The sequence below is a fragment of the Synergistaceae bacterium genome (assembly GCA_012728235.1).
GTDB lineage: Bacteria > Synergistota > Synergistia > Synergistales > Synergistaceae > JAAYFL01.
Genome location: JAAYFL010000040.1, coordinates 1 through 19,385 on the forward strand (window position 1 = coordinate 1; position 19,385 = coordinate 19,385).

General features: G+C 37.9%; 21 protein-coding genes. 12 read left to right on the top strand and 9 right to left on the bottom strand.

From position 1 onward, the window contains the following. The 3 genes from GXZ13_03465 to hrcA all read right to left on the bottom strand — a co-directional run. Positions 1-572, bottom strand: a 572-nt coding sequence (locus GXZ13_03465; GenBank protein ID NLX74895.1) for an Hsp70 family protein, incomplete at its 3' end; no start/stop codon positions are given. A gap of 54 nt (positions 573-626) precedes the next feature. Beyond that, positions 627-1,214 carry a nucleotide exchange factor GrpE gene (locus GXZ13_03470; protein NLX74896.1) on the bottom strand — a complete coding sequence of 196 codons (588 nt, stop codon included), beginning with the start codon at positions 1,212-1,214 and terminating at the stop codon, positions 627-629. Further along, positions 1,215-2,234: a heat-inducible transcription repressor HrcA gene (gene hrcA / locus GXZ13_03475; GenBank protein ID NLX74897.1), complete on the bottom strand. Its 1,020-nt coding sequence runs from the start codon at positions 2,232-2,234 to the stop codon at positions 1,215-1,217. It abuts the gene before it with no gap. Between the two features lie 286 nt (positions 2,235-2,520). On the opposite strand from hrcA, the gene folP reads away from it, so the two are divergent. From folP to GXZ13_03490, 3 genes are read left to right on the top strand one after another with little or no spacing between them, the layout of a single operon-like run. Further along, positions 2,521-3,741 (top strand): dihydropteroate synthase, encoded by a 1,221-nt coding sequence (folP, locus tag GXZ13_03480; GenBank protein NLX74898.1) that lies wholly within the window; start codon positions 2,521-2,523, stop codon positions 3,739-3,741. Further along, positions 3,734-4,225 carry a 2-amino-4-hydroxy-6-hydroxymethyldihydropteridine diphosphokinase gene (folK, locus tag GXZ13_03485; protein NLX74899.1) on the top strand — a complete coding sequence of 164 codons (492 nt, stop codon included), beginning with the start codon at positions 3,734-3,736 and terminating at the stop codon, positions 4,223-4,225. Before folP ends, folK begins: the two co-directional genes overlap by 8 nt. Then, a complete protein-coding gene (locus tag GXZ13_03490; protein ID NLX74900.1) occupies positions 4,207-5,037 on the top strand; it encodes a hypothetical protein in 831 nt (276 codons plus the stop codon). Before folK ends, GXZ13_03490 begins: the two co-directional genes overlap by 19 nt. An 85-nt stretch (positions 5,038-5,122) precedes the next feature. Here the strand turns inward: GXZ13_03490 and GXZ13_03495 are convergent, their stop codons facing one another. The 4 genes from GXZ13_03495 to GXZ13_03510 all read right to left on the bottom strand — a co-directional run bounded on the left by GXZ13_03495 (position 5,123) and on the right by GXZ13_03510 (position 7,913). Beyond that, the gene (locus GXZ13_03495; GenBank protein NLX74901.1) at positions 5,123-5,989 is read right to left on the bottom strand and encodes a MurR/RpiR family transcriptional regulator; all 867 of its coding nucleotides are present in this window, start codon (positions 5,987-5,989) and stop codon (positions 5,123-5,125) included. 166 nt (positions 5,990-6,155) lie between these two features. Further along, positions 6,156-7,136: a radical SAM protein gene (locus GXZ13_03500; protein NLX74902.1), complete on the bottom strand. Its 981-nt coding sequence runs from the start codon at positions 7,134-7,136 to the stop codon at positions 6,156-6,158. Next, complete coding sequence (locus GXZ13_03505) at positions 7,127-7,582, bottom strand: ImmA/IrrE family metallo-endopeptidase (protein ID NLX74903.1); 456 nt, start codon at positions 7,580-7,582, stop codon at positions 7,127-7,129. The genes GXZ13_03500 and GXZ13_03505 overlap by 10 nt, the downstream gene beginning before the upstream one ends. Then, positions 7,548-7,913: a helix-turn-helix transcriptional regulator gene (locus GXZ13_03510; protein NLX74904.1), complete on the bottom strand. Its 366-nt coding sequence runs from the start codon at positions 7,911-7,913 to the stop codon at positions 7,548-7,550. The genes GXZ13_03505 and GXZ13_03510 overlap by 35 nt, the downstream gene beginning before the upstream one ends. Before the next feature lie 194 nt (positions 7,914-8,107). Between GXZ13_03510 and GXZ13_03515 the strand changes: the two genes are divergently transcribed. Beyond that, positions 8,108-9,079, top strand: a complete 972-nt coding sequence (locus GXZ13_03515; GenBank protein ID NLX74905.1) for a lytic transglycosylase domain-containing protein — start codon at positions 8,108-8,110, stop codon at positions 9,077-9,079. Further along, positions 9,066-9,560 (top strand): YbaK/EbsC family protein, encoded by a 495-nt coding sequence (locus GXZ13_03520; GenBank protein NLX74906.1) that lies wholly within the window; start codon positions 9,066-9,068, stop codon positions 9,558-9,560. The genes GXZ13_03515 and GXZ13_03520 overlap by 14 nt, the downstream gene beginning before the upstream one ends. A gap of 99 nt (positions 9,561-9,659) precedes the next feature. Here GXZ13_03520 and GXZ13_03525 read toward each other — a convergent pair whose 3' ends face one another. Next, the gene (locus GXZ13_03525; GenBank protein ID NLX74907.1) at positions 9,660-9,923 is read right to left on the bottom strand and encodes a type II toxin-antitoxin system HicB family antitoxin; all 264 of its coding nucleotides are present in this window, start codon (positions 9,921-9,923) and stop codon (positions 9,660-9,662) included. Between the two features lie 163 nt (positions 9,924-10,086). On the opposite strand from GXZ13_03525, the gene mnmA reads away from it, so the two are divergent. The 5 genes from mnmA to GXZ13_03550 all read left to right on the top strand — a co-directional run bounded on the left by mnmA (position 10,087) and on the right by GXZ13_03550 (position 16,186). Then, positions 10,087-11,178, top strand: a complete 1,092-nt coding sequence (mnmA, locus tag GXZ13_03530; GenBank protein NLX74908.1) for a tRNA 2-thiouridine(34) synthase MnmA — start codon at positions 10,087-10,089, stop codon at positions 11,176-11,178. 68 nt (positions 11,179-11,246) lie between these two features. Further along, positions 11,247-12,908 (top strand): hypothetical protein, encoded by a 1,662-nt coding sequence (locus GXZ13_03535; protein ID NLX74909.1) that lies wholly within the window; start codon positions 11,247-11,249, stop codon positions 12,906-12,908. A 57-nt stretch (positions 12,909-12,965) separates the two neighbouring features. Then, on the top strand, positions 12,966-13,556 hold the full coding sequence (locus tag GXZ13_03540) for a hypothetical protein (protein NLX74910.1): 591 nt from the start codon (positions 12,966-12,968) through the stop codon (positions 13,554-13,556). Between the two features lie 136 nt (positions 13,557-13,692). Continuing rightward, positions 13,693-14,247 carry a LemA family protein gene (locus GXZ13_03545; GenBank protein NLX74911.1) on the top strand — a complete coding sequence of 185 codons (555 nt, stop codon included), beginning with the start codon at positions 13,693-13,695 and terminating at the stop codon, positions 14,245-14,247. Positions 14,248-14,275: 28 nt separating this feature from the next. Then, positions 14,276-16,186, top strand: a complete 1,911-nt coding sequence (locus tag GXZ13_03550; protein NLX74912.1) for a DUF2207 domain-containing protein — start codon at positions 14,276-14,278, stop codon at positions 16,184-16,186. A gap of 8 nt (positions 16,187-16,194) precedes the next feature. On the opposite strand, the gene GXZ13_03555 is transcribed toward GXZ13_03550, so the two are convergent. Beyond that, on the bottom strand, positions 16,195-17,637 hold the full coding sequence (locus GXZ13_03555) for a glycoside hydrolase (protein ID NLX74913.1): 1,443 nt from the start codon (positions 17,635-17,637) through the stop codon (positions 16,195-16,197). A 120-nt stretch (positions 17,638-17,757) separates the two neighbouring features. On the opposite strand from GXZ13_03555, the gene GXZ13_03560 reads away from it, so the two are divergent. Beyond that, positions 17,758-18,306 (top strand): hypothetical protein, encoded by a 549-nt coding sequence (locus tag GXZ13_03560; GenBank protein NLX74914.1) that lies wholly within the window; start codon positions 17,758-17,760, stop codon positions 18,304-18,306. A 53-nt stretch (positions 18,307-18,359) separates the two neighbouring features. Then, complete coding sequence (locus tag GXZ13_03565) at positions 18,360-19,277, top strand: hypothetical protein (protein NLX74915.1); 918 nt, start codon at positions 18,360-18,362, stop codon at positions 19,275-19,277. The last annotated feature ends 108 nt before the right edge of the window (positions 19,278-19,385 follow it).

Consider the following 19,385-nt stretch of genomic DNA (forward strand, 5'->3'; position numbering starts at 1 on the left):
GATAGAACCTCAAAAACACCCTCTCCTACATCAAGAATAGATACGTCGAAAGTTCCTCCGCCGAGGTCAAACACCATAATCTTATGGTCTCCCTCTTTGTCTACTCCATAAGCTAAACACGCAGCAGTGGGTTCGTTTATGACACGCAACACTTCAAGCCCTGCTATAGTGCCTGCATCTTTTGTTGCCTGACGCTGTGCATCTGTAAAGTAAGCGGGACAAGTTATAACAGCCTTTGTCACTGTTCCTCCAAGATATTCTTCAGCATCTCTTTTTAATTTCTGAAGAATCATTGAAGAAATCTGCTGAGGAGTATACTGTTTATCATCTATTTTAACTTTGTATTCGCTCCCCATTTCGCGCTTGATTGAAATAACAGTGCGTTCCGGGTTTGCCACGGCCTGGCGCTTGGCAAGCATTCCAACTAGAGTTTCTTTGTCTTTCGTAAACGCAACAACTGAAGGTGTAGTTCTTCCACCTTCAGAGTTCGGAATAATCGTCACATTATCCCCCTCTTTTACTGCAACACAGCTATTTGTTGTACCTAAGTCAATTCCAATTATTTTTTCCATTTCTTCCCCATCCTTTTTATTTTAATTTCATTTTTATGGATTATTCTGTAAAAACTATTTCCCCTCATACTTCCCTATTCTCACTTGAGCGGCCCTTATTACTCTCCCCGCCAGCCTATATCCCTTTCTCATTACTGCAACAATTTGGCCGTCTTTCTCCTCATCTTCTACTGTTTCTGTTGAAACTACCTCGTGCAAAGACGGATCGTACTCACCCTCAGTTTTTATTTGATCAAGTCCTAGAGAAACCATTGCATCAAAAAACTGCTTTGTTATCATGGAAACCCCTTTATATAAACTGCTCTCTGTGTCTTCTACTGCTGCACAAACTCTTTCAAGATTTTCAAAAACTGGTAAGAGCGAGTCTATCGCCTTTTCTGCTGCAAACTTTTTGTCTCTTTCCCTATCTCTATCTACTCTTGTTCTAAAATTATAATAGTCTGCTCTTGCACGTGCGACCTCTTCTTTAAGACAAATTATCTCTGTTTTGTTTTTTTCTGTTTCGGCAATAAGTTCTTCTATTTTAGAAACTTCGTTTTCTCTACCCTCGGCTTGGAGCAACTCCTCTACAACCGAAGCATTTTCAGCGGCATTTCCCTCTCTATTGTCATAGGATTCTGTTTTTTTGCGTTTATTACTCATTTAATCTGCTCCCTTCCTTTCAGAATCAGGCTCTAATATATGCAATACTCTATCTAGGGCTGTTACCGCTCTCTCGTAATCCATTCTTTCTGGTCCAATTACTCCGACAATCGCCCTTTGCCCTTCAGCCTCAAGTGAAAAAGCCACAATTGATGACTTTTTCATGGCAGGAGAATCATTTTCTTCTCCAATTACAACGTTAATTCCTTTTTTTATACAGCTGTTTACCAGTTCTGCCATGCTGCTCTCTTGCTCAATAAACTCATATAAAGCTTGGATTCTGCTTAAATCCTGAAAATCCGGCAGATTTAACATGTGGCTCATTGAACCAGTAAATACTTTCATAGTGGGATCCAATATAATATGCTCTAATTCTTTTAAGGCCTCTTTACAAGCGAATCTATACTCGACAAGCTCCTGTTTTATATAATTTCGGAAAGCTCCTTGAACCTCAGACCATGGTCGGCCTGCAAAAAGGTTTACTCGTCTTGAAAGATCATCTAAATAATCTTGTGATAAATCCCAGGGAAGATTTATTGTTTTTTGATGTACCAATCCACCTTGCAAAACCACAAGCAAGAGAACGAGCTTATCACTTATTCTCACAAAATCAACTTTTTGGAATCTCATCATTTCCAAAGGAGCTAAGGCTGCGATGCCAACATAGTTGGACATTCTACTCAATATATCTGAGGCGGACTCGAGCGCTCCTTCAATACCTTTCCGATGTTCGCACAAATTTTTTATCCATTTATCACACTGTTTTTCAGAATCAACCCGGCTTAACATTGAGTCTACATACAAACGATATCCAAGAGTGGTAGGGATGCGTCCTGAAGAAGTGTGAGTTTGCTTTAAGAACCCCATCTCTTCAAGCTCTGACATTTCATTACGTATAGTCGCAGAGCTACTATTAGTAATGTAGCGATGAGAAATAGTTTTTGAGCCTACGCTTTCACCGCTTTTAATATATTCATAAACAACAGACAAGACTATTCCCAGCTGCCTTTCAGTTAGCAAGACTCTCACCCCCATCACTCTTTAGCACTCTCATTGACTGAGTGCCAACTCTCTCTGTCCGGCTAACAATATCAGTCAATCGAGTATATGTCAATACAGGTCAAAGAAATAATTTCGCAGTTTTTACGTATTTTTATTTGAAAAAATTAAGAAGAGTAAAAGAGATTGTTAATGTATTATAATGTAGCTTGTTGATTTATTTTTGTATGTCCGTCAATTAATTGACAGATAGAGACAAAACAATACTGTTTAACCAATTAATGTTTATGCTGATAGAGGTGTTCTTGTGGCAATATATCAAATGCGATTTTTAAATAAAGAAGAACTTGCATGTGTGCTGGAAAAAATTGGAGCAGACAAACGCTGTTTGCCTTTTTTTGACAATAAAAGAGAAATTAAATCTCTTTTTCTTTCTGATGTAGACGTGCGTGCCGCAAATATTATAAAACAAGAAATGCTTTCGCTCGGAGGTGATGCGGCAGTAAACTCCGGTACGATAGACTGCTCTTCAAGTCATAGTCATATAATTTTATTTGGTACAAAAAAACAACTTCTTTTGTTCTCCAATAAAATTAAAACTATGGATTGGTGGGGGTTACCTGAGATAGCGAAGGAAGTGCAAACTGCCGTTACGCTACTAACCGACAAGCCACATTTTCTCAAACTTCCTCATGGGAAAGATATTGAACTAAACAAAAAAACTTCTCTTATGGGAATAATTAATCTCACAAGTGATTCTTTTTATCCCGAGAGCAGAACAAAGATTGATGCAGAAAATATCAGAGCTAAAGCTTTAGAACTTATAAAAAATGGAGCAGACATACTTGATATTGGAGCAGAATCCACAAGACCTAATGCGAAACGGATTCCAGAGGACAAAGAAATTGCTGCAATTTCTCTTGCCGTAAAAGAAATAAGGAATATATTGCCCACGACTCCTATATCAATTGATACTACGAGGAAAAATGTTGCTATCGTTGCTCTTGAAGCCGGAGCAGACATTATAAATGATATATCGGGACTGACATACGAGCCTGAGATGGCGAAAGTGGCGGCAGATTACAATGCGCTTCTGGTTTTAATGCACATGAGGGGGACTCCAGAAACTATGAACTCAATGTGTAATTACGAAAACCTTCTTCTAGAAATATCTGATTTTTTTGAAGAAAAAATAGAAGTGGCAGAGGCTCAGGGACTAAAACGCTCAAATATTATTCTTGACCCAGGATTAGGGTTCGCAAAAGATTATAACCAAAACTTATGTATATTACGCAATTTAAACGCTTTTGATACATTCGGAATGCCGATGCTCATAGCTGCCTCAAGAAAAAACACTATAGGCATTGCGACAAAATCTGAAGATCCTAAAGAAAGACTTGATGGAACGCTTGCTGTTACTGCTCTATGTTCTTGGCATAACATTGATATAGTAAGAGTTCATGATGTGGCTGAAAATAAACGGGTAATAATGATGACAGAAGCAATAAAGGAAATATCACATGTCTAAACAAATAGTAACATTTGCATTGGGTTCAAATCTTGGGAACAGATTGCTTTATCTTGATACAGCTCTTCGGTCTTTACAGGAAAACGGATTTGATATTAAAAGGAAAAGCAGGGTTTGGGAAACAGCCCCTTGGGGTAAACTCAACCAACCAAGATTTCTAAATATGTGCGTCATTGCGGAAACTGCAATCGCATGCAAAAATATGTTAAGTATAATTAAAGCCATAGAATGTAAAATAGGACGAAAGGAAACTGAAAAATGGGGAGAGAGAGAAATTGACATTGATATAATCTTTGTCGATGACAAGATTTTTGAGAATAACAATCTATCTGTCCCTCATAAACTTGTACATGAGCGAGCTTTTGTACTAAAACCTTTAGCCGAAATAGCTCCGGATATGTTGCATCCGCAGCTTAACAAAACGGTTAAAGAGCTTCTAGAAGCACTGCCGGAGGAAAAAATGGAATGGATAATGAAACTTTAATAAAAGAAAATTTCGACAATACCCCACAAAAAAATAACAAAATGACAGAGATATTCTCAAGCAGAAAAACCGCTTATCTCTTTATCTTTATACTTATTGCACTAATCTCTACAGTAATCCGCTTTCTTCCCTCATCTCAAATTCCTGAAAAGGGAATCAGTCTTAGAACAATCAGAGTAAAAGGGTATCCCATTACTCTGATTCTGGAGCAGCAAGAAGGGATAGTTACATCTTGTTGGTTGCGCACTCCAGCGGGATCAAGAGAAATAGAGAATATAAATGGAATGACTTTTATCTCTGAAACAACATTTATTTCTACTGTAGACCAAGATGAAGAAGATGATCTCCTCTGGAGACTTTCTTTTATAAATTTTAACGGAGAAGGGGTACATCTTTGGGTTGGATTGACAACTTTAAACCCCAAAGTGTTTATAGCCACGACTCCCTATAACTACACCAGATGGGATACTGTCCCAGCAAAGGTAATTGTTCCCAAAGGAACAGCTCTATATATTTCACCAGGCGTTCCTTTATATGACAACGTTAAAGAACAGTATAAGGGAGCAGATAGTTATTCTTTTATATACACAATAAGGTTGACTCCGGACGGCCCCGCCTTTGTCCCACTACCAAGCGTCTACAAACAGCTTAGCATCCTTCTACGAACTAGCATAAGAGGTGAACTTTCGACTATGAAACGTCTTGCTTATGTGAGAATGCTTTCAGAATTTAACAACCTAGCAGAGGGACGCCCACCTGGAATCGAAACGATATTAAACTTTCAGATGCAAAGAATTGACACTCTGAGCTGAAGAAATTAAAAAATCCGATAAGTAGGCTAAATCTTAGTTGCTATTGATAATTTTTATATTATAAACAGACAAGAGTGCAAGTGTATCAGTACTTGAGACCGAATATCGGATGAAACATCCTCTCGTCATGCAAGAACTCAGCCTGTCTTTCAAAAGCCTCAGAAGCCTCTTTATTCATAGACAAAGCAAGTTCTGATGTAAGAACATGAATCAAAAACAGAGGACCGATAATGCTGCTGCCAAAAGTAGGACTATTCGCAGATACAAAGAAGGAAAGAGATGCAAACCTACATACAGGAGAAGCCACACTGTCAGTTATTGTGATAATCTTTGCGCCATTCTCTTTAGCAATACCTATTGCTTCCGTTACTTCGACCGCATAGCTGGGGAGCTCACACACAACAACAACATCTCCCGTTTTTATCGAACGTGCTTGTTCCCACAAAGAAAGACTTCCTCTCTGTGACAAATGAGCCTTGATACCCAGTACGGCAAGACGTAATTGGAGCAATTCTACAACCAACGAAGAAATACCCCATCCCATACAATAAACTGATGTCGCTTTTTTTATGGACCTACAAAACTTGGCAATCTCTTCTCCCTTTAACTGTGACATCGTGTCATCTAAATTAGCATGCTCCGCTCGAAATACTGTATCAAACAGAGTGTCCTCTTCACTTATTTCTTTTGTTAAGAATGCTGCAGGATTAATTTGTTCCAGTATGCTATTTTGAAGGAAACTCTTTAATTCAGCATAACCGGAAAAGCCGAGCATTTGCGCCACTCTTACAAGCTGTGCCTTTGAAACCTGTAATTCGGTAGCAACCTCGCCTATCGACCTAAAAGACGCCTCTCTCATATTTGACAGAAGATACTCCACTACACGTCGCGCTTTTTTAGGCATTTCTAAAGATTTTTCGAGCAACAGGGCTTGGAGCTGAGAATTATCCAAGAAAAATCACCTCTTACACCTTTATGTAATAGTATTTAGATAAAAAATAAATTTATAGACATTTATGCGAGAATTTTATACTGGAGTTTATATCGTGTCAATTAAGGCTATTTTAGACAAGAAGCTTGTATAGTAAATGATTGAGAAGTTATTTAAAGGAATAAATTTAAATTTGAGTTTTACGTGACGGGAAAAAATACAGCTTTTCTTCAGCTTCTTTTTCTGTAATTTGAGATAACTCTGCCAATCTTTTTAGTCCATATCGGTTATGTCCGATAAGCTTAGACATATGATTTGCCGGGACAACCCAAGGACCCTCTGGCTTTAATCTTAATAATCTATAAACTAAAGACTCTCCAATCATTAGCTCTCCAAGTGAAGGATGGTGAGGTCCACCTCTCACTTGCAATGCAAGTTCCTCTGTTTCCTGTAATCCTGCTTTAATTAATGTAAAACCCAAAGATGTTGCCTCATCTATTAGTTTTCCACCCCACCTAATTGCTTCATTTAACGAAAGTGGAATATATTTATTTTCCTGCATTATCGTGTTCAACTCTGTATCCTCCATAACAAGACAGGGATAAATACGAATTTGCCATTCTGCAGCTCCTTTAATTTTGGCCAACTTATATATATCACCCACGGAACTGCTTTCCGTCTGTCCCGGCAGACCTATCATAAGCTGAACAGCAAGGGGAATGTTTTCCTCTCGCAATTCAGTCAAATTGTCCAGAACCTCAGAAGGATCTATATCCCTGTGGCAAAGAGCAAGCACTTTGGGATCTAAAGATTGAACTCCCAATTCAATACAAGCAATGGGATAGGAAAGTACGATTTCTCTTAGTTTTTTATCGCTTAAATCATTAGGATAAGTGGAAAATCTTATTTGACTTCCTGCTGGCGAATAATTTACGACAGCATCTAAATAGCCTCTTATTGTTTCAATGCCTAAACGGCAAAAAGATCCTCCAAAAAAACATACCTCTACCGCTTCTTTGAGAACCTTTAATTCTTCAATGACATCTTGTGGGGAAGGGATTTTATTGACACCGGTTATCGTACGTTGATTACAGTAAACACAAAGATTCTTGCATCCGGCAAACGGTAGAAAGAAAGGGTGCTTTTTCATGGCTTTTCTCATGACCAATCAGAATAATCTCCCTCAATCCATTCCGGCCAAACAGCAGCCCATGCAAAATTATCAGCAGCTTTTTCTATGCCTTCCATAGATACAAATGTTCTTTTCCAAAAACTAACACCTTTAGTGTTGTTCAACAAATGATAAACCTCATGAAAAATGGCAAAACGACGCCAAAAAAGGGAAAGAGAAGAGTTTATATAAACTCTTCCACGCTGTCCGCGAACAATATGTATCCCCCAAACAGCTGCTGGAAGCAACTCATATTTTAATTCGAGTATAAGTCCTGTCATTTCTTCCGCTCGCGCTAATATGTCAAAATCACAAAGACGATGCCAATGTTCTCCTTCTTTTAACGCCCATTTGGGCATAAATTCAGGCGGAGTAGGCAAATCTTCGGAAAAATCCTCCCAGGATATACTATCCTTCTCTTGCATCCGCCTCTTCCCAATCATCAAGAGTTGCGTCTATAACACGATAAACCCTTTTTAATTCTTTTTCCGATAATTTTTTACTGCGATACCAAATTTCTAATTCGCCACTTTCTAACATCGATTCAAGCTGTATCCTTCCTGGTTTCCCTGGAGTCGAAAAGTCTTTAAGCAAATCGTTAACTTCTACTTCCAGTGCAGGAGCAAGCCTTTGAAGCAACTTCATTGAGGGTAGTCTGCGATTGCTTTCAAGAGCTTGGATATAGATTCGACTGACTTCCACTTTATCGGCTAATTTCTGCTGTGTAAGATGTTGGGCCTTTCTCAGCGATTTGATCCTATTGCCTAAACTCATTATATATGCACCCTTTCTTTGTTAATGTTGTTTCTATTAGGATACAACAAAAGCCACTTGTTGACAAGAAGATAAACATGTTTTAAAAATATTTATTTATACTCAATACTCTTCTTTACCATTCCTATTTTCTCTTGACTTACACATAAAATTAAAGGATACTTTTTTCAAACTCAATAAAAGGGTGTTTGTATATGAACAAGAAAAGCCCTCGCTTAACATTTAAAAAAAACAAAATGAATAAGTATCTTACCATTATTTTAATTACTTTTACGTTTTTATTATTACTGGCTTTTGCCGTGACAGAAATACGAGAGAGAGCATGTCAAAATTGGAAAAGTGGTTGGACTGCTTGGATGGAAAGGAATCCGAAAAAAGCTCTTTCTTATTGGACTCGAAATAAAACGACCTTAATATTCACTCCTAGACCCGCACGTGTTTATTATTGGAGTATTCAGGCGCTTTTAGAGTTGGAACAATTTAAAGAAGCCGCGGAGTTGCGTGCAGAACTATTTAGGAAGTTTCCTGCTGACTTTTACACCTTTATGCTGTACCCAAATGCAGCAAGTCTAATTTCAGAAAAAAAATTAAAGAAAATTAAAATTCATTTTCCTCGTCCATGGGAAGAGGAGGTTATTTTTGCTTCAAAAATAACAGGAATACCTAAATCAACAATTTGGTCCGTTATGAAGAAAGAAAGTAGATTTTTAAATAATGCTGTAAGTAAAGCTGGAGCGGTCGGCCTTATGCAGTTAATGCCCTTAACCGCCCAAAATGTAGCAAAGCAGTTGGAATTAGAGTTGAACGACCTATCAAATCCTAAAGAGAACATTATTATCGGAGCTGCGTATTATGCTCTTTTACAAAAAAAATTCAACGGAGACCTGCTGAGGGTTACTGCCGCTTACAATGCGGGAGAAACTGTTGTTTGCAAATGGGACACTCTTTATTCGAAAGACTGGGCAGAATGGATAGAAAATATCCCTTATACCGAAACACGAGAATTTGTAAGATCTGTTCTTGAAAATAGAGAGCTTTACAGGGCAATCTATGCCGATGATGAATTTCTTTCTCTTTATGAGATTCTACAAAATCCCTTAATTACAAATAACTGCACTATATCGAATAAAATTACTAAAAAGGATAATAATAATGGAAGAAAATAACAATATCAATTTTGACCCGGTAAAAGCAGTAAAAGATTTCTTGATTAAATCTGAAATCTCAGCAGAAATTATACATACTGAAAAAACCATCTTTACTGTCTCTGATGCTTCTGTAGCCGTAGGTGCTCCTGAAACAGAAATTCTCAAAAGCATTTTGTTGCAAGTCAACAGAGGGGAGTATATTGCGTTAGCTTTAATGTCCGGACCAAATAGGATCGACACAAAAAAAATAAAGAAAAGACTACAAGCATCGCACGTTAAGTTTCTGGATGCGGAAAGCTGTTACAAATGGTCAGGCTTTCGTCCAGGGGGAGTTCCTCCCATAGGTTATCCAAAACAACCAATTACTCTTATTGATGAAGACTTGTTTCTATACAAAACAATTTGGTCTGCCGGAGGTACAGACCACCACTTCTTTCCTATATCCCCTGATGAATTGAGAAGAATTACGAACGGAGAGGTTGTAGATATCAAAAAATAAAAATAACAAATACAAAAACGGAATTGCCTAACAATGGTTACTGCATTATTTATATAGAGTAATATTACATTATAGTTATTAAATTTGCTTACAGATTGATTATAATTTACATTTTATTTCTATAACTTCACCTATCCCTGCTCTTTCAATCGTTTTTATTCCCATTGGCTTGGGAAGTGGTAAGTTGTTTTTCTTAAAATACCATAGGTATTCGCGAAGAATTTTAGGGGCTTCTTTTATAACTTCATCTCTATTGTTTCCTTCTACCCAACAACCTTTTAATCCAGGGAAATTTGCGACCCACAACTTCCCCTCGTCATAAGCATTCGAAATAACGGCGGGGTAAACGTATTCTTCTTCCACAGACAACTCCTCCTTATATTGAATTCACTGTTCATAAAAATGCTAAAAAGACTTTTATGAGAACTTACTTATTATATTATTTGTTTGAGAGGATTAATAAAATTTAATTCCAAATTGCCCACAATATTTACTATATCAACTACTGTTGTTGTAAAATATAATCATGGAAAACATTTTAATACCTACAAATAATAACGGGGACTGGAAAAGTGATGGTAGGGATAAAGTTGTCGTTTTGATGAGTGGCGGAGTTGACTCTGCAGCAGCTGCATTAAAGCTAAAACTGAGTGGATATAATGTGCTAGGTCTTACCATGCTGATATCAAAAGATAAGACTCTATCAGATTCTGCGAGAGATATATGCGAATACCTCAATATTCCTCACTTTTCTGTTGATATACAAGGAGAGTTTAAAAAAAGGGTATCATCCCCATTCCGAGAAGCTTATATACTTGGAGAGACCCCAAATCCCTGTGCTGATTGTAATGAACAAATAAAATTCGGACATCTTTGGGATTTGGCAGAAACAATGTGGGGACCTAGTTTCTACATGAGCACAGGACACTACGCTCGCATCCTGTGTAAGGATAACAATTATTATTTGGCAAAAGCCATGTGTGCAGAAAGAGATCAATCTTACTTCTTAGCGGGAATAAAAAAAGAACGTATAAATAGAATACTTTTTCCATTGGGGGATGTCCATACAAAGGAAGAAACCCGCAATTTTGTTAGAGCTGAAGGATTACCCGTTGCAGAAAAGCAAGAAAGTATGGAAATTTGTTTTGCAAATGAAAAAAACTACCGCTATCTCCTAGCACCTTCTAAAGGAGGCAATATTATAAATTTATCCGGGGATATCATAGGGAAACATAACGGGATAGAAAACTTCACTTTAGGTCAAAGGAAAGGGTTGGGCATTGCCGGGGGGAAACCCCTTTATGTAGTAAAAATTGAACATTCTAATAATTCTGTTACCGTAGCAGAGCGAAATTTTGCTTTTTCTAAAACTGTCAGAGCAAAAAATTTAAATGTTCTTGTTCAAGAATTTCTGACTGATAAGAGCTGTAAATTCCTGGCAAAAACTCGATCCCAAGCACCTCTTAATTACTGTAAAATAATTACAGCAAACAATAAACAGCTAAAGATAGAATTCGAAAAACCAACTTTTGCACCAGCTCAAGGACAGCGTCTTGTCTTGTATACAGAGGATGGGATTGTACTTGCTGGTGGTGTTATTTTGCCAAGAGTAGAATAGCCATTTTTGTCCTATATCTCTCAATCTGTTAATATATACTAATTGAGCTATGCCTTGGAGGTATTCACATGACCATACGCAAAAAGATAAGTGTTGCTTTAGGAATCACCATGTTGATTTTATTGCTTTTGCTTGACCTCATTTTTACCGGCGTTTTAAGAACTGCCTCCTATCAGGCCAGCAAGGAAAGAATGATTCGTGATTTAAGTAGAGTTGTTGGACTAATAAATGCAGAAGCACAAACTCTTTCCGCCATATCTGCCACTTGGGCTTATTCTGATTCCACCTGGCATTACTTAATGGGAGACAACCCTAATTTTGCCCTCCCCTTTTTTGACAAAAATAATCTAAAAGAAGTAGGTATTTCTTCGATTATCTTACTTGATAGGCAGTTAAAAGTATGTTTACAAAGAGACTACAGCACTCCTAATGAACCATCCTCGCCTGAGAGCGAACTTTTTACTATTTTCTCAAATCCAAAGAACAAAGAAATAGTGGAAAATATAAGTGAAGGTGGTATAAGTGGCATCGCGCTACGCGATAATGAGCCTATCCTCTTTGCACTAAAACCGATACTCACTTCAGACATGCGAGGCCCCATTGCTGGATATCTTTTGGCTACTAGCCCTTTCAACCTTGAATTTACTAAAAAAATGGTAGATAACTTAAACTTTAATTTTACTATCGTGCCGACAACTGAGGAAGAAAAGACAGACCCCTTTATTCAAGATACCGTGATTAACAAGATAAATCATCATAATCCGCTAGTTTCAGGACGTATGTTGGTTAAGGACCATACAGGCTCTCCTTCCTTTTGGGTGCGTGCATCTTCACCTCGTGAAGACACTTCGGATGTCGAAAAGAAAATGCAACTTCTCTTCTTGGCTATAGCTGCATGTGTTGTTTTACTATGCTGTGGATTTGATTTCGTTTTAAAAAGGATCCTATACGATAGGATAAAACGACTTCAAGAAGAGGCTGAAGCAATTCAAGAACACCCAAGAACAAACGAGGGTATCACTACAGATCATTTTAAAGACGAAATAACGGATTTACAGCGAGCTATAACCGACGTAATTGCATACAAAGATTACTGCTGTAAAAAGAATATTGGCATAGACGAGATTAGACTAATGGTCTATGAGAGATTTGCAACTCACGCAACACATCTTTGTCTAAAAACATTAGAAACAGTTGCTACGACTCTAACTCCCGGGGATGAAGGATTCCGAAGTTGTATAACTCGTAAGGCAAAACTTACTGAAAGATTTTGTCACAGGTTAGGCATACCCCATAATGAGCTCATTTTCTCTTACTTAGGCGCATTATTTAGTAAAATTGGGCTGATTAGTACGCCACAAAAACGCGATATTTCAGCAGAATTAACTGCAGAAGAGCTAAGAGAGTTTCAAAATTATCCCTTAGTATCAAAAGACATAATGAAATCTGTCGATTTATTACGTTCTTCAACTATGATTCCGTACAATTGGAACGAGAATTGGGACGGGACCGGTTTCCCAAACGGCAAAAAAGGAGACTGCATCCCAATAGAAGCAAGAGCATATGCCATTGTACACGAATGGAGTGAGCTCTCACGTTTAAAACCGGGAATAAGAACAGCTTCTCCTGACGAAGTGAAAGCTGCCTTGCGCACATTAAAAGGAACTAGGCTAGATCCTGAGATGGTTGAGGAGTTCATCTCCATGCTAGAAGAAAAACAGGATGAATAAAGAAAGTTCAGATTAGACTGCTTATAGAAATATTGATAGAAAAATGGTGACAAATATATGAAAGTTATAGATGCAAAAGAATTAACTCCAGCACTTTCAGTTATAAAAATAAAAGAGGCTGTGGACAGCGGAGAAAAGGAATTTTCTGTTTTGATAAATGATAAGGATGCTGTTTCCGAAATAGTGCTGTATCTAAAAAAACAGAGTTTTTCTTTTTCGTTAAAAGAAGACGCGGGGGCTATACATATTATCGCAAAGAAAACATTGCGTGATGCGTCCATATATAAACAAATGTCAAAAAAAACTACTCCTGTACAGCCCGTTCTTCTTCTCACTTCAAATAAAATAGGAGCCGATTCTAGCGGGCTCGGATCTCAGCTTATGAACGAATACTTCAAAGCCATCGCAGAAGAAGCGGCACCAACCACTTTGGTTTTAATGAACGAAGCTGTAAAGATGGCTCAAAATGACTCTCCAATGTTTAACTTATTAAAAAAATTAGAAAAAAGTGGCACTCAAATACTAATCTGTGAACTTTCTGTCAAACATTTCGACTGTTTGAATAAGATTGGCATTGGAAATCTCTCTACGATCACAGAAATAACAAAAGCAACACTAAGCGACACAAAACCATTCATACTAAGTTAAAAAACCAGAATTCTGATTAATGAAAAAATGCTTTCAGTCTTGAGCACATATATATGTGCTCATTTCAATTATATGAAGTAAAATAATATAAATGAATTTATTATAAGAACAATTCAATTATGAAAGGGTGAATTTAATGAAAATAGGATTGATTTTATTGGCTATAGTAGCTGTTATAGGCATTTGGCTTATGGCTGTTTATAACGGTCTCGTAAAACTAAGGAATTTTATGCAAGAGGGATGGAGTGGAATTGATGTTCAACTTAAACGTCGCTTTGACCTTATCCCAAATCTAGTAGAAACAGTCAAGGGGTATGCCACACATGAACAACAAACCTTACAAAACGTCATAAAAGCCCGTTCTGAAGTAACAATTGCGGGGAATGACCCTGAGGCACGACTTAAAGCGGAAAATACTTTAAGTGGAACATTACGCTCTCTTTTCGCTGTTGCTGAAGGATATCCTGACCTCAAAGCAAACCAGAATTTTCTTAGCCTACAAGAGCAATTATCAGAAATAGAAGATGCTCTTCAAATGGCAAGGCGCTATTACAATGGAACCGTTCGCAATTTAAATACCGCTGTACAGAGATTCCCTGCTGTTCTAATAGCACGTCGCCTGGGATTCAAAGAAGCACCATTTTTTGAAGCAGAGGAAGACAGCAAACAAGCACCGAAAGTCTCCTTTTAATTTAATTAAATCTTAAGACGAGAACACTATGAAAAAACAATTGTCACTCTTTTCCCTTGTTCTGCTACTTTTGCTCATTATCCCCCTTCATTCTGCTACAGCACTGGAGGTCTTAGAGAGCTATGACGTAGTGATAATAATTAACCAAGACAGTTCTCTCTCGGTTACTGAAAAAATCAGAGCTAAGGTAGAAAATGTGACGATTAAACGTGGAATTGTCCGAACTTTCCCCGTTACTTATAAAAATAATAAAGGAAAGACAACTCACGTTACGTGGGATATTGAAGATGTATCTCTCAATGATAAACCCATAAAATGGACACTGTCGAAAAATGGAAGATACAAAGACCTAAGAATAGGCGATCCCAACAAAATCATCCCCCCCGGAATACACACTTTTACAATAACCTACAACACAAAAAAACAGTTAGGCTTTTATGATAATCATGATGAGCTATATTGGAACGTTACGGGCAACCAATGGGCCTTCCCTATCATAAAAGCATCTTGTACTGTAGCCCTTCCCAAGAAAAATTTTGGCGAGGGGTTTAACTCTGTAGAGTGGTATGTTGGAGCATATGGAGAAAAGGGAGAAAAAAACTATGCTACGTTGGGAGTTTCTAACGAAGTAACAACCACAATACCATTAAAAGTCGGAGAAGGACTTACCGTAGTATATACTTGGGCTAAGGGGTTGGTAACTCCTCCTCCCCCCCCATTGACAGACAACAACTTGGCGCAGGGAATTATAGGAATTATTACATTGATTACCACCCTTTGCTGGTTTATTTTTGCGTGGGCCAGATGGGGGAAGGAGCCGCCTCGGGAAGCCATTATTCCTCTTTTCTCCCCTCCGAATAGTGAATCTCCTGCTTCTATGCGCTATTTTCGTGATATTGCTGTTGATAAGACAGCACTCACTGCCGCCATCCTGAATTTAGCTGTAAAAGGCGCTATAAAAATAGAAGAAAAGCAAGTAGTTTCCTTCCCATTCGGCAGGAAGCAAAGCAAATTCTATCTTCATAAAAACAACACAGATTTAATATCAATGCAGCCGGAAGAGGACAAAATGATGTTGCAACTTTTTCCGGGGAGTATTAAGTCAATTTCATTAAGTGACGACACTTCCGATAGGATGATTAAAACCATGAATAGCCTTCGTCGACACTTAGATCAGGACGAAGGAAGGTTCTTTAAATCAAATTTTGACAAATATTTTATAGGCATTTTTATTTATGCTCTAGGACTTGCATCTCTATATTTTTTCAGCGGAGAAACTCCCACGAATTTATTCTTTTGTGGAATTACCGGATTACTTATAATCTTGCCTGCAATTCCGCTACTTAATAAAAAACAAAAAACTCCTTTTAATAAATTTTTGCAATTTATAATCCGCTTAATAATGCCCATAACCGTTGGAGTGTTTTCTATGGGAATGATGGTTTCTTTGGGAAAGAGCCCACTTGTACTTATCTTTTTCCTGTTATCTGCAACCGTTTCCTCTTTGATGCGCCCTCTGCTATCTTCTAGAACTGTAGAAGGCTTTGATGCATTAAACAGTGCAGAGGGATTGGCTATGTACATGAAAACCGCAGAAAAAGAACGTTTGGAAATGTTTAATCCTCCAGAAGAAACACCGGAATTGTTTGAGAAACTTATGCCCTATGCACTCGCTCTTGATGTTGCGAAAACTTGGGGCAATAGATTTGAAAAAATTCTCTCTCTAAAAGAATACCAGCCGACTTGGTATATGGGACCCAACCCTAACATGTTTCTTAATAGAGGGACCTTCGCCCACTTCTCCTCTAACTTTGCCAACCAGATAAATAGCAGCTTGATTTCTCAAACAACCACATCGGCTCCTGGAAGTTCCTCTGGATTCGGTGGAGGTGGGTTTTCCGGCGGTGGGGGTGGCGGCGGTGGAGGAAGCGGATGGTAGCATCCCCTTTAATTACCGCTAAATTCTGAATCGAATATATCCCATATATCCACTGATTCATGCCCTTTCCGCCAACCAGCCGCTCCTGCTAGTTTATATTTTTTTATCAATGAAAACTTTCGTTTAATTGATTCCGCATTTTCGACCCATACCTTATATGTTTTCCCATTTTCTTTATAAGCATAATAAAACTGTCCGAGTTCATCATCCCAATTTGCTGTTATACCCTTAGAAGCCAATATACCGTTGGACTCATCCATAGTTAAAGTCACAGCCTTAACTTTTGTCTTTCCGTTAACTACTGTTTCTTCCCATTTTCTCATATAAAATGGAACTCCCAAAATGAGTTTGCTTGGCGGAACACCTTCATTAATGGTGTTTTGTACCGCTCTTTCCACCCATGGCATTGAAGCTACAGAACCAGCCTTTGGAGAAGTTCGCCAATGTTCATCATAGGCCATTAGTATAACATAATCTACATGTTTTGAAAGAGAGCCCCTATCGTGGCTCTTAGATAATTTGCTGTTTGGAGACGGGATATGGACATCAACAGACACTCTCAACCCCGCTTTTTTTAGCAAAGGTGCAGCTAAGGAAATAAATCTTACATAGGCATCTTTGTCATTTACATCCACATTCTCAAAATCAAAGTTTATACCGTCTAAGTTATATAGTTTTGAATAGGCCAATAATCTAGCTATAAATAAACTGACAGATTTATTGTTCTTAAAAAACTGTGTTGTGTTGTTTTGGTTAAATCCGTTAGATACCAGCGCCCAAACTTGATAATTTTTGCTATGTGCAGCTTCTACATAACTTACAGAAGCTCTGTTCACCATCGAACCGGAACCATCTATGAGATTAAACCAGGTAGGAGATATAATACCGAGCCCTAAAAGGGGTTCTTCCGCCAAAAGATTGGGGTTGTCTCGGGTAATATGCGCCCAAACAAGAGAAATCTTCTCTTTTATTTTAGGCTTTGCCATTCGTTTCTGTAGCAACTGGGCAAGAGTAGAGCTGTTTTTATAAAATGTAACTTCTGCTTCGTTTTTTTCAAACGCAAGGCCTGTTAAGGCTTCCATGCCCACCACATTAAAATACGAAATCCCTTCTTCCTGTTTTGATGAAAAATAAAGTGAGAGCGTTTCTCCAGCCAAATTTGATAAACTCTCAATATCAAATGTTTTTGCAGGATTCTCTATGTTTAAATAAAAGCCTTTATTGTTGCTTTGCGCATCGATAAGACTTACTCCCATTTTCTCCATCGCGTCCACAGACACCCACAACTCTTCACCTTTTAAAATCGCATTACCAAGAGATATTTTCGTAGAGCCGTCAGCAAAAGATATGGGCAGATAGATATTTTCCTCATTTGCGCAAGAGATTCCAACCAAAAGAAATAAACTGATGACGTAAAGAAAAAATATAGAAATAAATCTTTTTTTTATCATTTTTGAAGCGCTCCTTTAACTTATTCTTGAGTAAACAAACTATTGTTTAATTATTAAAATAAAAACTCAATTTGCATTATAATGCTTATAGTAAATATCTATTGAATTGAAGTGATTAACTTGAAGAAGCTTTTTCGTTTTACGATACTTATTCTATTGATTCTCTCTCCTGTAGCTTATTCTTCTGATAAAAACTGTTTTGCTGTCACAACCGATGCGTTTTTACAAAAACTAAGATTCGCAGCTGCCAGGGTGCCATATGGCCTAACAAACGATCAAATCAAAAAAGATTTAATGCTTTCTGATACAGGAGACTTTATAATACCCTACAGTACATCTTTGATGCTCCTCATAAAAAGAGAAAGCCATAGCAACAAAGTGAAAAATATCGCAGTTACTTTTTTTTATAATGATCCCGAACCAGAAACAGGTGATAAATACCACTCTTCTCAGAACAATGAAACCGTTTTTAGAAATATTTGTATGCAAATTCTTTTTTCTTTGCACCCAAAAATGAAAGCAGCTCAAGCAAAATTAATTCTTGAGGAGATAGGGATACAGGGTGAAATATTTGATGGAACACAAAGAAGTAAATCAGTTGAAGATTATTTGTATATAACACGATTGCAACCCAATGGAGTCGCAATTATGTTAGTATTGTGCGAATAACCACACAAAATATAATAGACGAAAAAGCTTTATCAGGAAAGGGTGGATAATAAGTGGATATCGAACAGCTTCTAAAAGAACTTGACAGTGCACAGACAAATGAAGAAATTGGCCGTATAGGAGAGGAAATACTTGAATTGGACTCGAACAACCCGTACGGGAAACTTGCCATTTGGCAAAGTATGGAATATGAAGAATCTCTTGACAGTCTCGATATTTTAAAAGAGGCTTTGGATGCAATACGGGCAATTGTTGAAGCAAAAAACTTAACAACAACAGTGGACGAAGATAGGGATTCTGATGTATATTGCACAATTTTGATGAATCTTGGTTTTTGTCTTTTAGCTAGAGAAGACAACGAAGAAGCGCTTTCAGTAGCACGGGAGTTCGTGTCCTTTGACATCGAAGGTCTCTTCCCAAGTAGAGAATTACTTTATATTGTCATGTTGAGTTTGCAACAGTATAAAGACTTGTTGGCCACTTTAGAAGCCAGCAATTCAGAGTCCGTCATTGGAGAACACGTCAGAGCAATTGCTTTACTTGAGACAGGGGCTGATGAGGCTGATATCCGAGATGCAGTAATTTATGCGATTTCTCTTGCCCCAGATGTGCCTTTCTTTGTCTTAAATCTTTGGGATTTTCCAGAAGATGAGGAGGAGATTGACGAAGAGCTAGAGGACTCTGTAAATTATTCAATATATCTTACTGCTCCCTGGAGTGCTACAGATGATAGACTTGCAGCAATAAGCGCACCTACATTCCTTTTCGGGTTCTTAACTGAACGACTTGACGATGAGAAAGAAATTCAAGCGTTAAAGGAAGGCTATAGCGGAGTTGGATTACTTCCAGAAGTTGAAGCGGCAAAAAAACGCGTCGAGGCAATGGAAGAAGAGCTTAAGGATCCGGATGAAGTGGATGCCTTCGCTTTAGCTGAAACGGCTGCAATACTTGAAATGCTATTCTCTGAATAGAGTTTAGCGAGAAGGGCTTAACATTCCCATCTGTTCGCTTATTTCATAAATATAACCGCCGTCCCTATCCCACGAGTAATTGCCATTCCCGGCAATTGCTCCGTGGCC

Bases quoted from the DNA above. Each gene is read 5' to 3' on its own strand.
- GXZ13_03470 (NLX74896.1), bottom strand. From the start codon at position 1,214: ATGAGTAATAAACGCAAAAAAACAGAATCCTATGACAATAGAGAGGGA.
- folK (NLX74899.1), top strand. From the start codon at position 3,734: ATGTCTAAACAAATAGTAACATTTGCATTGGGTTCAAATCTTGGGAAC.
- GXZ13_03490 (NLX74900.1), top strand. From the start codon at position 4,207: ATGGATAATGAAACTTTAATAAAAGAAAATTTCGACAATACCCCACAA.
- GXZ13_03505 (NLX74903.1), bottom strand. From the start codon at position 7,582: ATGATTGGGAAGAGGCGGATGCAAGAGAAGGATAGTATATCCTGGGAG.
- GXZ13_03510 (NLX74904.1), bottom strand. From the start codon at position 7,913: ATGAGTTTAGGCAATAGGATCAAATCGCTGAGAAAGGCCCAACATCTT.
- GXZ13_03515 (NLX74905.1), top strand. From the start codon at position 8,108: ATGAACAAGAAAAGCCCTCGCTTAACATTTAAAAAAAACAAAATGAAT.
- GXZ13_03520 (NLX74906.1), top strand. From the start codon at position 9,066: ATGGAAGAAAATAACAATATCAATTTTGACCCGGTAAAAGCAGTAAAA.
- mnmA (NLX74908.1), top strand. From the start codon at position 10,087: ATGGAAAACATTTTAATACCTACAAATAATAACGGGGACTGGAAAAGT.
- GXZ13_03535 (NLX74909.1), top strand. From the start codon at position 11,247: ATGACCATACGCAAAAAGATAAGTGTTGCTTTAGGAATCACCATGTTG.
- GXZ13_03540 (NLX74910.1), top strand. From the start codon at position 12,966: ATGAAAGTTATAGATGCAAAAGAATTAACTCCAGCACTTTCAGTTATA.
- GXZ13_03545 (NLX74911.1), top strand. From the start codon at position 13,693: ATGAAAATAGGATTGATTTTATTGGCTATAGTAGCTGTTATAGGCATT.
- GXZ13_03550 (NLX74912.1), top strand. From the start codon at position 14,276: ATGAAAAAACAATTGTCACTCTTTTCCCTTGTTCTGCTACTTTTGCTC.
- GXZ13_03555 (NLX74913.1), bottom strand. From the start codon at position 17,637: ATGATAAAAAAAAGATTTATTTCTATATTTTTTCTTTACGTCATCAGT.